The sequence below is a fragment of the Pseudomonas sp. S2_H10 genome, assembly GCF_054668285.1.
Genome location: NZ_CP162754.1, coordinates 2,778,931 through 2,791,426 on the forward strand (window position 1 = coordinate 2,778,931; position 12,496 = coordinate 2,791,426).

The following is a 12,496-nucleotide window of genomic DNA, read 5'->3' on the forward strand; positions in this document are numbered from 1 at the left end:
TGCTCATAAAGTGGTCGATTATAACCACACCCGGCGGCCGACGACAGGCAACACCGTAACCCAAAGTGATCGAGCCGACAAAACCGCCGGCTCGCCCGTGTTTATCGAGGCCAGAACCTCTATCCCAGCGCCTTGCGATTGAAGTCGCGCAAACGGAAGCCCATCAACACTAACATGCCGAAATAAGCCACCACACCGGCAACGACCAAGGCACCCAGACGCAGGAAACGCTCAAGCATCTGCCCTTCGCCCCAGGCCGGCATGAAATGCATCCCTGCCAGCAACACGCCAGACATCACCGAGACCGCTATCACCAGCTTCAAGCCGAACTTTGCCCAGCCCGGCTGCGGCTGGTACATCTGCTGCTTGCGCAATTGATAGAAGAGCAGCCCCGCATTGAGACAGGCGCCGGCGCTGATGGCCAGTGCCAGGCCCGCGTGAGCCAGCGGACCGATCAGCAACAAGTTGAACAACTGGGTGACGACCAGCGTGAAAATTGCGATTTTCACCGGCGTGCGGATGTTTTGTTGCGCATAAAACCCCGGTGCCAGCACTTTGATCACGATAATCCCGAGCAAACCGACGGAATAAGCGATCAGTGCGCGCTGGGTCATGGCGGCATCATGGGCATCGAACTGGCCGTACTGGAACAGTGAAACCGTCAGCGGCTCGGCCAGAATCCCCAGCGCCAGGGCGCAAGGCAATACCAGCACGAAGCACAGGCGCAGGCCCCAATCGAGGATGCGCGAGTACTCCTGGCGATCCTTGCTGGCGTAGGTCTTGGCCAGAGTCGGCAGCAGAATTGTCCCCAACGCGACGCCCAGAACACCAGACGGCAACTCCATCAGGCGGTCGGCGTAGTACATCCAGGACACGGAACCGGCGACCAGGAACGAAGCGAAAATAGTGTTGATGATCAGCGAAATCTGACTCACCGACACCCCGAGGATCGCCGGCAGCATCTGCTTCATTACCCGCCACACGCCTGTATCGCGCAGATTAAGGCGCGGCAGCACCAGCATGCCGATCTTTTTCAGGTGCGGCAGCTGATAGAGCAACTGCGCCAAGCCACCGACCAGCACCGCCCAGCCGAGCGCCATCACGGGAGGATCGAAATACGGTGTCAGGAACAACGCAAAGATGATCATGCTGACGTTGAGCAGGGTCGGCACGAACGCCGGCACCGAAAAACGGTTCCAGGTATTGAGGATCGCGCCCGCCAATGACGACAGGGAGATCAGCAATATGTAAGGAAAGGTCACCCGCAATAGATTGGACGTGAGCTCGAATTTTTCCGGAGTATCGGTGAATCCCGGCGCAGTCACCCAAATGACCCAGGGCGCGGCAAGCATGCCCAGCGCCGTGACCAGCGCCAGCACCAGCGTCAACAAACCCGAGACGTAGGCAATGAAGGTGCGCGTCGCCTCTTCGCCCTGCTGGCTTTTGTATTCCGCAAGAATCGGCACGAAGGCTTGGGAAAAAGCCCCTTCAGCGAAAATCCGGCGCAGCAGATTGGGCAATTTGAAGGCGATGAAGAAGGCGTCGGTCGCCATTCCCGCACCAAATGTGCGCGCAATGAGGGTGTCTCGAACAAATCCCAGAATCCGGGAAAGCATCGTGATAGAGCTGACGGCGGCCAACGATTTGAGCAGATTCATGGAAGAAGTTTGTGCCTGTCGATAAACAGCAGGCGAACAATGCGCCTACTTGTGCGATACTCCGCGCCGCAACAGCACAGAGCCAAAGCTCGCGAGTTTACAGGTCAAGCGCCGGAAATAAATATCCCGCCTCTTCATACCTACCACTTAGCGGAACGTTTCAAGCGCCCTTGACAAGACTTCTCTTCATCGGCATGATTCGCGGCCTATTTTGTTTGCTATTTCCTAAAAAGTCTTTCGAGGAGCTCGACGGTGGCCAACTCACCTTCCGCCAAAAAACGTGCAAAACAGGCTGAGAAGCGTCGCAGCCACAACGCCAGCCTGCGTTCCATGGTTCGTACCTACATCAAGAATGTAGTTAAGGCCATCGACGCAAAAGACGCTGAAAAAGCTCAAGCTGCATACGTTCTGGCTGTGCCAGTTATCGACCGCATGGCCGATAAAGGCATCATCCACAAGAACAAGGCTGCTCGCCATAAGAGCCGTTTGAATGGCCACGTTAAGGCCCTGAACGTTGCCGCTGCTGCCTAAGCGACTCGTTCATTAAAAAACCGACCTCAGGGTCGGTTTTTTATTGCCTGCGATTTGATGAGCACAAAAAAACTGTAGGAGCGAGCTTGCTCGCGATGGACGTCAACGATAACACGGGGCACCAGACAGCCCATGTCGCCCATGCGTCCCTCGCGAGCAAGCTCGCTCCTACAGAGTTCGATTTACATCAGGTTATTGGGCGTGCGCCCACGGCAAGATCGGAATCGCCGTCACCGCATTCTGCGGGCTGCCCTCGATCAAGCGATCGCTATACACCAGGTACACCAGCGTATTGCGCTTCTTGTCGAGGAAGCGCACCACCTGCATGGTCTTGAATACCAGGGACGTACGCTCCTTGAACACCTCGTCGCCATCCTTGAGCTCACCCTTGAAACTGATCGGCCCGACCTGGCGGCAAGCGATGGACGCCTCGGCACGATCCTCGGCCAACCCCAGGCCACCCTTCACACCGCCGGTCTTGGCGCGCGACAGATAGCAGGTCACGCCGTCGACCTTGGGATCATCAAAGGCCTCGACCACGATCCGGTCATTCGGCCCGACGAACTTGAACACCGTCGACACCTGACCGATTTCCTCGGCCGAGGCCAGCAATGGCATCGCCAACAGCAATCCCAACAATCCTTTTGCCACGCGCATTCAGGTATTCCTTCAGACCAGGATCAGGTTATCGCGGTGAACCAGTTCCGGTTCCGCCATGTAACCCAACAGACCGACAATCGCCTCGGACGACTGACCGATGATTTTTTGCGCTTCCAGCGCACTGTAGTTCGCCAGGCCACGGGCAATCTCGCGACCGTCCGGCGCCACGCAGACCACCATTTCGCCACGACGGAAGCTGCCCTGCACCAATTTGACCCCGACCGGCAGCAAGCTCTTGTTGCCCTGGGACAACGCGGTCACCGCCCCCGCATCCAACACCAGGGTGCCACGGGTTTGCAGATGACCGGCCAGCCACTGCTTGCGCGCCGCCAGCATGCCGCGCTCTGGAGACAGCAAGGTGCCGATGCGCTCGCCAGCCTTGAGACGATCCAGCACACGCTCGATCCGCCCACCGACGATGATGGTGTGAGCACCCGAACGGGCCGCCAGACGCGCAGCGCGCAGCTTGGTCTGCATGCCACCACGCCCCAGCGCCCCGCCCGTACCGCCCGCCACCGCATCGAGTGCGGGATCATCGGCACGCGCCTCGTAGATCAGTTGGGCATCCGGATTGTTGCGCGGATCGGCGTCGAACATGCCATCGCGATCCGTCAGGATCACCAGCAAGTCCGCCTCGACCAGGTTGGCCACCAGCGCCGCCAGGGTGTCGTTGTCACCAAAACGGATTTCGTCGGTGACCACGGTGTCGTTCTCGTTGATCACCGGGATGACCTTGAGCTCGACCAGCGCACGCAAGGTGCTGCGGGCATTGAGGTAGCGCTTGCGGTCGGACAGGTCGTCATGGGTCAGGAGAATCTGCGCCGTATGCCGGCCATGCTCGGCAAAGCTCGACTCCCAGGCCTGCACCAGCCCCATCTGACCGATCGCTGCGGCGGCCTGAAGCTCGTGCATCGCACTGGGTCGCGAGGTCCAGCCCAGACGGCTCATGCCGGCCGCCACCGCCCCGGAGGACACCAGCACCAGCTCGACGCCCGCCTCATGCAAGGCCACCATCTGCTCAACCCAGACACCCATTGCCGCGCGATCCAGGCCCTTGCCGTCCGCCGTCAGCAAAGCGCTGCCGATCTTCACGACCCAACGCTGCGCACCTGTCACCTTGCTCCGCATCATCTTCAACCTTAGCTTGAGGGCAGCGCGACCTGGCACTGCCCGTGACGTTATTCGTGGTTATTCGTGACCAACAATCAATTTCCAGATACTAAAACGCCGCTCGATTGAGCGGCGCTTAAGTTTATCGCAACGAATCAGTCACGCACGTAAATGATTTCCGGACCATCTTCGTCATCCACATCTTCTTCATCCCAGTCATCGTCGCCGATGTCGTGGACCGACTTCACGCCGCTGCGACGCAGGGCACGCTTGTCATCCAGCGCCTGCAGTTGCGCGCGGGCTTCATCTTCGATGCGCTGATCGAGATCAGCCAGCTCTTCCTTGTAGGCCGGGTCATTGGCCAGGCGATCGGCGCGATCTTCCATGTAACGCATGATGTCGTGGCACAGACGCTCGGTACCGAGCTTGGAGATGGCCGAGATCACGTAGACCGGACCCGTCCACTCCAGGCGATCAACGATTTCCTTGACGCGAGCATCGTGCTCTTCATCAAGGATCTGGTCGCACTTGTTCAGGACCAGCCAGCGATCACGCTCCGCCAGGGACGGGCTGAACTTGATCAGCTCGTTGACGATCACTTCAGCGGCATCCGGTGCACTGGCGTCATCCAGCGGCGCCATGTCCACGAGATGCAGCAGCAGACGCGTACGCGCCAAGTGCTTGAGGAAGCGAATGCCCAGGCCGGCACCGTCGGAAGCACCCTCGATCAGACCCGGAATGTCCGCGACCACGAAGCTCTTCCAGCGATCGACACTGACCACACCCAGGTTCGGCACCAGCGTGGTGAACGGGTAATCGGCAACTTTCGGCTTGGCAGCCGACACCGAACGGATAAAGGTACTTTTACCGGCGTTCGGCAAGCCCAGCAGACCGACGTCAGCCAGTACTTTCATTTCCAGTTTCAGGTCGCGCTGCTCACCCGGCTTGCCCGGAGTGGTCTGGCGCGGCGCACGGTTGGTACTGGATTTGAAACGGGTGTTGCCCAGACCGTGCCAGCCGCCCTGCACTACCATCAATTTCTGACCGGCCTTGGTCAGGTCGCCAATGACTTCCTGAGTGGCAGAGTCGATCACCGTAGTACCGACCGGTACACGCAGGATCAGGTCCTCGCCCTTCTTGCCGGTGCAGTCGGTGCTGCCGCCGTTGGAGCCACGCTCGGCATCGAAGTGCCGGGTGTAACGGTAGTCGACCAGGGTGTTGAGGTTTTCGTCGGCCATCATGTAGATGGAACCGCCGTCACCGCCATCACCGCCGTTCGGGCCGCCGTTCTCGATAAATTTTTCCCGACGAAAACTCATGGCGCCATTGCCACCATCGCCGGCTTTTACGCGAATCGATACTTCATCAACAAACTTCATAACAAACGCCTCTCGCCATACGGACGAGCCGAAAAACAATCAAGACATAAGACTCTTGCAAAAATGAGCGCAGCGACCCCAAACCACGATACCTACATCGTACGCCAACAGCCCATACAAACAGCTTTGCAAGAGACTCACCCCACAAACGAAAAAGCCCCGTCGCGAGACAGGGCTTTTCCAGCGATCGCGCAATTAAGCGGCGATTACGCTCACGTAACGACGACCGAAGGCGCCTTTTACTTCGAACTTGATCACGCCTTCGACTTTAGCGAAGAGGGTGTGATCTTTACCCATGCCAACGCCGTAGCCAGCGTGGAATTGGGTGCCGCGCTGACGCACGATGATGTTGCCTGCTTTGATAGCCTGGCCGCCATACATCTTCACGCCAAGGCGTTTGGCTTCTGAGTCGCGACCGTTACGGGTACTACCACCAGCTTTTTTGTGTGCCATGAGTTCAATTCTCCTAGTGAGGAATTAGGCTGAAATTAAGCCTGAATACCGGTGATTTTGATCTCGGTGTACCACTGGCGGTGGCCCATACGCTTCATGTGGTGCTTACGACGACGGAACTTGATGATGCGGACTTTATCGTGACGACCTTGGGAGATCACTTCAGCCACAACGGTAGCGCCAGCAACAACTGGAGCGCCGATATTCACGTCGTCACCGTTGGCAACCAACAGAACGCGATCAAAGGTAACGGATTCGCCGGTAGCGATTTCCAGTTTTTCGATCTTCAGGTATTCACCTGGAGCGACTTTGTACTGCTTGCCGCCAGTAACGATTACTGCATAAGACATGGTATTTCTCCGATAATCCTGCTCACCCAGCTCTTTATAAGAAGAGGTATTGGCTGGCATGGCTGCATGGGGCTGGAGGCCCGTTTGCAATTGCGTAAGGCAGGTGCTGCCCAGGAAGTTCAGGGTGCGCGATTGTACGCAAGCCACGAGCGCCTTGCAAGGGGCCGTCCATCGCGCCTTGACAGGCCCGGACGTGGGTCCTAGCATGCCGCGCAACCCTTCTGGAGCGACTGTCGCTGATGCAACCCCAAGCTTTCTACCGCGCGGTGGCGGACGATTTTAGCGCCGTCGACGGCATCATCAAGAAGCAGCTGACTTCGCGCGTGCCGCTTGTCTCGAAAATCGGCGATTACATCACCTCGGCCGGCGGCAAACGCCTGCGTCCTTTATTGGTGCTGCTGTGCGGCAAGGCCCTGGGTCGCGAAGGCGATGACCTGCGCCTGCTGGCCGCGACCATCGAGTTTCTGCACACCGCCACCCTGCTGCATGACGACGTCGTCGACATGTCCGGCATGCGCCGTGGCCGCTCGACCGCCAACGCCATGTGGGGCAACGCCCCGAGTGTGCTGGTGGGCGACTTCCTGTACTCGCGCTCCTTCGAAATGATGGTCGAGCTGGGCTCCATGCCGGTGATGAAGATCCTTTCGCAAGCCACGCGCATCATCGCCGAAGGCGAAGTGTTGCAGCTGTCGAAGGTGCGTGACGCCAGCACCACCGAAGAAACCTACATGGAAGTCATCCGCGGCAAGACCGCGATGCTCTTCGAGGCCTCGACCCACAGTGCCGCCGCCCTGTGCCAGGCCACGCCGGAACAGGCCGAAGCCCTGCGTACGTTCGGTGATCACCTGGGCGTGGCCTTCCAGCTGGTCGACGACCTGCTCGACTACAAGGGCGACGCCGAAACCCTGGGCAAGAACGTCGGTGACGATCTCGCCGAAGGCAAGCCGACCCTGCCGCTGATCTACACCATGCGCGAAGGCACGCCGGAACAGGCCGCCCTGGTGCGCAAGGCGATCCAGAAAGGCGGAATCGAAGACCTGGAAAGCATCCGCGAAGCCGTGGAAGCCTCGGGCTCGCTGGAGTACACCGCGCAACTGGCCCGCGATTACGTGGCCCGCGCGATCAAGTGCCTCGACGCGCTGCCTGCCAGCGAATACCGCGATGCACTGGTTGAACTGAGTGAGTTCGCGGTCGCGCGTACGCACTGATCCGCTTTTCGCAGGAGACGGCTTGCTGGCGATCGCATCACCGGAGTGTTCCTGACACACCGAGGCGCATGCATCGCCAGCAAGCCGGCTCCGACAGTCCCACCTCCCTGCAATAAAACCCTATATAATGTGCGCTTTTTAGCGATCCTGAATCCAAGGAGCCTTAGTGAGCACGTTGCCACCCTGCCCGAAATGCAATTCCGAATACACCTATGAAGACGGCGCCCAGCTGATCTGCCCCGAGTGCGCCCACGAATGGTCCGCCAGCGGTGAAGCCGAAGCGACATCCGATGACGCAGTAAAAAAGGATTCGGTCGGCAATGTCCTGCAGGACGGCGACACCATCACCGTGATCAAGGACCTCAAGGTCAAGGGTACGTCTTTGGTGGTCAAGGTCGGCACCAAGGTCAAGAACATCCGCCTGTGCGATGGCGACCACGATATCGATTGCAAGATCGACGGCATTGGACCGATGAAACTCAAGTCCGAGTTCGTCAGAAAAGTCTGAGCCTGCTGTTTTCCATCCCGCGCCCGGCGTGGGATGGCACCTCCCCCTCCCCGCTTCCCCCAGTAAAATCCTCGCAATAGCCAAACGCCAGCCCCTTTGACTTGACGCAATCTTTACCCGGAAAAAAGCGCAATCCGCCAATAGGCCCTTGCTATTTGATGAATAAGAATTATTCTCATCAAACCTTCAATGGAGATGAGAACCATGACTTATTTGATCGATGCCTGGCTGGACCGCCCACACCCTTACCTCAGGATCCTGCATCGGGAAACCGGGGAAGTCTGTGCCGTGCTTGAAGAAGAAGCCTTGAGTGAACTGCAGGATCAGGGTGACCTGGACGTCAGCGGCCTGAGCTCCAGCGAGCCGGTGGTGCTCAAGGAACTGGTGCGTAACCTGTTTCTGTTCTGCTATGCCCGGGCGTTGCGCCCGCACAGTGAACTGCACCACAAGATCGAAATATGAGAAACGCTACAAAACCTTGTAGGAGCGAGCCTGCTCGCGAAGAACTCAAACACACCGCGTTCATTCAGAATGGCCGCGTAATCGTTGACGCCCATCGCGAGCAGGCTCGCTCCTACAGGTAATCAGCAGGCTTACAGAACGTCGAGCAGCTCGACGTCGAACACCAGTACGCTGTGCGGCGGGATGCCGCCAACGCCTTGAGCGCCGTAAGCCAGTTCGCTCGGCACGTACAGGCGCCATTTGCTGCCGGCGTTCATCAGTTGCAGGGCTTCGGTCCAGCCGGCGATCACGCCGCCAACCGGAAACTCTGCAGGCTGGCCGCGCTCGTAGGAGCTGTCGAACACAGTGCCGTCGATCAGGGTGCCGTGGTAGTGGGTACGCACGGTGTCTTCACGGGATGGCTTGGCGCCTTCGCCAGCGGTCAGCACTTCGAACTGCAGGCCGGAAGCCAGAGTGGTGATGCCTTCACGCTTGGCGTTTTCAGCCAGGAAAGCCAGGCCTTCGCCAGCGGCCGCTTCAGCCTTGGCTGCAGCTTCGGCCTGCATGATTTCGCGGATGACCTTGAAGCTGGCGGACATCTCTTCCTGACCCACACGGCTTGGTTTGCTGGCGAATGCGTCGGTCAGACCGGCCAGGATCGCGTCCAGGCTTACACCCGGTGGCGGGTTGTCGCGCAGTTGGTCGCCCAGCTGACGGCCAATGCCGTAGCTGACGCGGGTTTCGTCGGTGGACAGATTTACTTCGGACATGACACTGCTCCGCTGTGCGGACGACTCGGGAACAAGCCGTGCGTACACAGCGCGCCCCGGAGCGCCCGGAACCAAAAGGGCCAGCAGACTAGCACAGATGTCATGCGATTGATGAAGGACGTCAGGCGATCGGCACCTTCAGGTTTTCCTCCACGTCGGCAACCAGCCCGCACATTTCGTCATGCACGACCGTGTGCACGAGGTTGAAATGCAACTTGGGAAAGGAGCGCAGCACATCACGGGCATGCTCCACCGAACGCAGGTTCATCATGTGCCCGTGCGTATCGCTCAAGGGATACGCCGCGCCATGCATCCGTGCTTCCAGCAGGTAAATGCCCCCCTCCATGGAGATCAGGTTCAGCTCATCGACCTTCCCGGCGATGGCATAGGCATTCAACTCTTGCAGGTTCATGAACGCACCTCACGCTATGGCGAGCCAACACACTTACAGGGATAGGCTTCGGCGCTTCAAAGCACAAGACACAAACGAAGCCGCCCGTCTGTTTTGCACACCACAATGAGAAGTTGAAATCAGTGCTTGGTGACTTTATCCAGGTAACCCATGGCAAATGCCGAGACCACGAAGGTCATGTGGATGATCACGTACCACTGCAGATGTTCAGGATCGACGTTCTTGGCGTCCATGAAGATGCGCAACAGGTGAATGGACGAGATCGCCACGATCGATGCGGCCACCTTCATCTTCAGCGACGAAGAGTCCATGGTGCCCAGCCAGTTGAGCTTTTCCTTGGAGTCGTCGATATCCAGTTGCGAGACAAAGTTCTCGTAGCCGGAAATCATCACCATCACCAGCAAACCGCCCACCAGCGCCATGTCGATCAGCGACAGCAGCACCAGGATCAAGTCCGATTCGGCCATCGAAAACACGTTCGGGATGACGTGGAAGACTTCCTGGAAGAATTTCAGTGCCAGCGCCAACAGCCCGAGGGACAGACCGAAATAGATCGGCGCCAGCAGCCAGCGCGAGGCGTACATTGCATTTTCGATAAAGCGTTCCATTGAATCTCACATGTTGGGCTGTAAACGGTCGCGAGTATACCAGCCCGCCGTCCGTACCCAGAAGCAGTCAGAAATCGTCGAAAAATCCGTCACCTGCGCCTGTGTGCCAAGGTTTTTCTGCTAGTGTCCAAATCATTGAACGCTCAGTGATATCGGACAGGAAGACTGGAAATGGATGTGCGATTGCCTTTGACGAGTGCCGGAGTTTGCCTGGCGCTACTGCTAAGCGGCTGCTCACCCAGCGATGAAAAACGCCAGGTCAGCCTCGCAGAGAAAACCGCGCAGTTCGAAAAGTCGCTGGATGCCATCCAGGATCCGCGGCTCAAGGATGCCGTGTCGGAGCTGGGCGGCTCGCTGTTGCTGCTCGAACGCGCGCAACTCAAGCTCGACAGCAAACCGCTGGAAACCGAATACGGCGAAGACGCCCTCGCCATGCTCAAGCACTACCCGACCCCACAGGCCCTGGTCGACACCTACATCAACGGGTTGTTCGTGCTGCAAAAGGACTCCAGCTCCGACTACCTGAGCGACCTGCAACCGGTATTTCCCTTCACGTTCAGCGCTCCCGCCACGTTTTTGTTTCCCCATGGCCTGGAATGGCAGTCGGTCACCCTGAGCAATAAGCGAGTGATCCCCTTCCAGCCGGAATGGTCGGAAACCGACCCCGGCATTCAACTCAGCCCATCGAGCTCCAACCTGACCAACCCCGATGACCTGACCATCGCCTACCCCTTCATCGATGGCCTCGACATCGACAAGAAAAAGCAGCCGCAGCCCGTGAGCCTGCAGGGTAAGGTCGAAGTCATAGCGCCCCGCCGGCTCTACAGTTTCGACCTGACGAAAAAGGACATCGGCCAGACCCGCAGCAATGACAACCTGAGCGTTACCCTGCTCACGCTGACGAACAACTACGCGGAAATCGAATACAACAACAGCGCGCCGCTGGCGCCTGAGGTCAGTGAAACACCGCTGAATCCGCTGATCGTCCAGGCCAGGGACACGACCGGGCAATACATCTCGCGCGCAGGCTCGATCAACGAAGCCGCGGCGCAAATTGCCTTCTATCGGCAGCAGTTGGCCAAGATGCAGCAACAAAAGAGTTGGAGCGAGGCACTGGAAAAACAACTCGACGAAGAACAACGCACTTTTGAGAAACAGCAGACTCGACACTATTCGAAGGTGTACTTCAACGGGACCATCGAAACCCTCGAAGTCAACATCCTGGATTTTTCGGCTGCCAGCGTTACCCGCAAGGACCTCGACCTGCCCGTCCGGCGCTTCGATGCCGACACCACGGACAAGGCCATTGAGCCCTTGAACCTGCCCGTGGTGGTCTATGACGATCAGGCGGCGACCTGGCTGAAAGGGGCAACGTTGAGCGAGGATCAACTGAAAAAGAACGTCAGCATCAATCAGTCGGTCGATGACCCCAGTGCAGCGCGAATCGAGTTCACTCATTTGCGCAGTTTCAACGATGAACTGCTGGGCACATCGTTCAACCCCGGTGATAGCCCGGTGAGTTTCTTTACCGAAGACGCGGGTGGCAAACGCGACGAGCCGATCGAGCTGCCGCCCGAGGCGTACCAGATCGATCCCCTGCGCGGCACCATCACTTATGATCTGAACCTGTTTCCAGAAACGCCGGCCTACGCGGTAGGTTCGATGCCGCTGTTCCTGGCCACAGTCGAGCAAAAAACCATCGAAGGCCGTCAATTGCCCAAGGGGCTTGAGCTCAAAGGCAATGCACTGGTGGTGGACCTGAAGGCATTTCCTGCCCAGGACTGGCGTTTTTTCGCCAAGGACGACAGCGGCAATTACCTGAAGGAAATTCTATCGGTCAGCCATGACGCGAGCGCACAGGGCCCGGCGCAGTTTGCCGTGCATTACTTCTACGGGCAGCCAACGCGCCTGGAAACCTATCAGCGCACTGACCTCGCCACCGTGCAATATGGTTACGAGGTCAAACTCGACAAGGCCGACATGACGCGCCTTGATCAATAGTGCGACTCAATGCTCGGGGTGAAACTCGAAGCCACCCACGTTACGGCAGCGACCACCGTTGATTTCCCGCAACTGGGCTTGCAGGTGCAGGCACCAGATCTGCGGATCGTCGGCCAACTCGTAGCCGTGCAGGGTCAGGCTTTCAACGATGGTGTCGAGGATTGATTCAGCAGCGAACGGACCGTGAAACGGGCCTTGGGCCTTGATGGCCGAAGGTTGTTCACCGGCCATTCCGGCGGCGAACAGCAGAGTCCACATGCCGGTGTCTCCCGCCAGCGGACGGATGGCACATTCGATACGGGTCACAAGGCCCAGGCATTGACGGGTGAGGCAGAGGTTGCGCGACATGGCGGCGACCCTCGGTAGATCCGGTATTCAGCCCCCATGTGAAGGCTGTTTCGATCCTG

At 58.5% G+C, this 12,496-nt stretch carries 15 protein-coding genes; 5 read left to right on the plus strand and 10 right to left on the minus strand.

Annotated elements, in window-relative coordinates:
• Positions 1–119: 119 nt before the first annotated feature.
• Entirely contained in the window at positions 120–1,658 is a 1,539-nt protein-coding gene (murJ, locus tag AB4O16_RS12335) for a murein biosynthesis integral membrane protein MurJ (RefSeq protein ID WP_160385662.1), read from the minus strand.
• A 252-nt stretch (positions 1,659–1,910) separates the two neighbouring features.
• On the opposite strand from murJ, the gene rpsT reads away from it, so the two are divergent.
• Positions 1,911–2,189, plus strand: a complete 279-nt coding sequence (gene rpsT, locus AB4O16_RS12340; RefSeq protein ID WP_020798646.1) for a 30S ribosomal protein S20 — start codon at positions 1,911–1,913, stop codon at positions 2,187–2,189.
• Between the two features lie 192 nt (positions 2,190–2,381).
• Here rpsT and AB4O16_RS12345 read toward each other — a convergent pair whose 3' ends face one another.
• From AB4O16_RS12345 to rplU, 5 genes are all read right to left on the minus strand, one after another.
• Positions 2,382–2,846: a CreA family protein gene (locus AB4O16_RS12345; RefSeq protein WP_008022496.1), complete on the minus strand. Its 465-nt coding sequence runs from the start codon at positions 2,844–2,846 to the stop codon at positions 2,382–2,384.
• Positions 2,847–2,858: 12 nt separating this feature from the next.
• Complete coding sequence (gene proB / locus AB4O16_RS12350) at positions 2,859–3,977, minus strand: glutamate 5-kinase (RefSeq protein ID WP_150716775.1); 1,119 nt, start codon at positions 3,975–3,977, stop codon at positions 2,859–2,861.
• A gap of 137 nt (positions 3,978–4,114) precedes the next feature.
• Positions 4,115–5,338: an Obg family GTPase CgtA gene (gene cgtA / locus AB4O16_RS12355; protein ID WP_150716722.1), complete on the minus strand. Its 1,224-nt coding sequence runs from the start codon at positions 5,336–5,338 to the stop codon at positions 4,115–4,117.
• A 195-nt stretch (positions 5,339–5,533) separates the two neighbouring features.
• On the minus strand, positions 5,534–5,791 hold the full coding sequence (gene rpmA / locus AB4O16_RS12360) for a 50S ribosomal protein L27 (protein WP_003205738.1): 258 nt from the start codon (positions 5,789–5,791) through the stop codon (positions 5,534–5,536).
• Between the two features lie 35 nt (positions 5,792–5,826).
• Complete coding sequence (gene rplU, locus AB4O16_RS12365; protein WP_003176051.1) at positions 5,827–6,141, minus strand: 50S ribosomal protein L21; 315 nt, start codon at positions 6,139–6,141, stop codon at positions 5,827–5,829.
• 239 nt (positions 6,142–6,380) lie between these two features.
• Between rplU and AB4O16_RS12370 the strand changes: the two genes are divergently transcribed.
• The 3 genes from AB4O16_RS12370 to AB4O16_RS12380 all read left to right on the plus strand — a co-directional run bounded on the left by AB4O16_RS12370 (position 6,381) and on the right by AB4O16_RS12380 (position 8,319).
• A complete protein-coding gene (locus AB4O16_RS12370) occupies positions 6,381–7,349 on the plus strand; it encodes a polyprenyl synthetase family protein (RefSeq protein WP_160385663.1) in 969 nt (322 codons plus the stop codon).
• Positions 7,350–7,515: 166 nt separating this feature from the next.
• Positions 7,516–7,857, plus strand: a complete 342-nt coding sequence (locus AB4O16_RS12375) for a zinc ribbon domain-containing protein YjdM (RefSeq protein WP_034148223.1) — start codon at positions 7,516–7,518, stop codon at positions 7,855–7,857.
• A 204-nt stretch (positions 7,858–8,061) separates the two neighbouring features.
• Positions 8,062–8,319, plus strand: a complete 258-nt coding sequence (locus tag AB4O16_RS12380) for a PA4570 family protein (protein WP_460157812.1) — start codon at positions 8,062–8,064, stop codon at positions 8,317–8,319.
• Between the two features lie 131 nt (positions 8,320–8,450).
• Here the strand turns inward: AB4O16_RS12380 and AB4O16_RS12385 are convergent, their stop codons facing one another.
• The 3 genes from AB4O16_RS12385 to AB4O16_RS12395 all read right to left on the minus strand — a co-directional run bounded on the left by AB4O16_RS12385 (position 8,451) and on the right by AB4O16_RS12395 (position 10,088).
• Positions 8,451–9,068: an FKBP-type peptidyl-prolyl cis-trans isomerase gene (locus tag AB4O16_RS12385; RefSeq protein WP_108231230.1), complete on the minus strand. Its 618-nt coding sequence runs from the start codon at positions 9,066–9,068 to the stop codon at positions 8,451–8,453.
• A 121-nt stretch (positions 9,069–9,189) separates the two neighbouring features.
• Positions 9,190–9,480 carry a DUF6482 family protein gene (locus AB4O16_RS12390; protein ID WP_160385664.1) on the minus strand — a complete coding sequence of 97 codons (291 nt, stop codon included), beginning with the start codon at positions 9,478–9,480 and terminating at the stop codon, positions 9,190–9,192.
• A gap of 119 nt (positions 9,481–9,599) precedes the next feature.
• Positions 9,600–10,088 carry a TIGR00645 family protein gene (locus AB4O16_RS12395; protein WP_007970904.1) on the minus strand — a complete coding sequence of 163 codons (489 nt, stop codon included), beginning with the start codon at positions 10,086–10,088 and terminating at the stop codon, positions 9,600–9,602.
• A 171-nt stretch (positions 10,089–10,259) separates the two neighbouring features.
• Between AB4O16_RS12395 and AB4O16_RS12400 the strand changes: the two genes are divergently transcribed.
• Entirely contained in the window at positions 10,260–12,089 is a 1,830-nt protein-coding gene (locus AB4O16_RS12400; protein WP_460157813.1) for a hypothetical protein, read from the plus strand.
• 6 nt (positions 12,090–12,095) lie between these two features.
• Here AB4O16_RS12400 and AB4O16_RS12405 read toward each other — a convergent pair whose 3' ends face one another.
• A complete protein-coding gene (locus AB4O16_RS12405) occupies positions 12,096–12,437 on the minus strand; it encodes a PA4575 family protein (RefSeq protein WP_160385666.1) in 342 nt (113 codons plus the stop codon).
• Positions 12,438–12,496 lie beyond the last annotated feature (59 nt).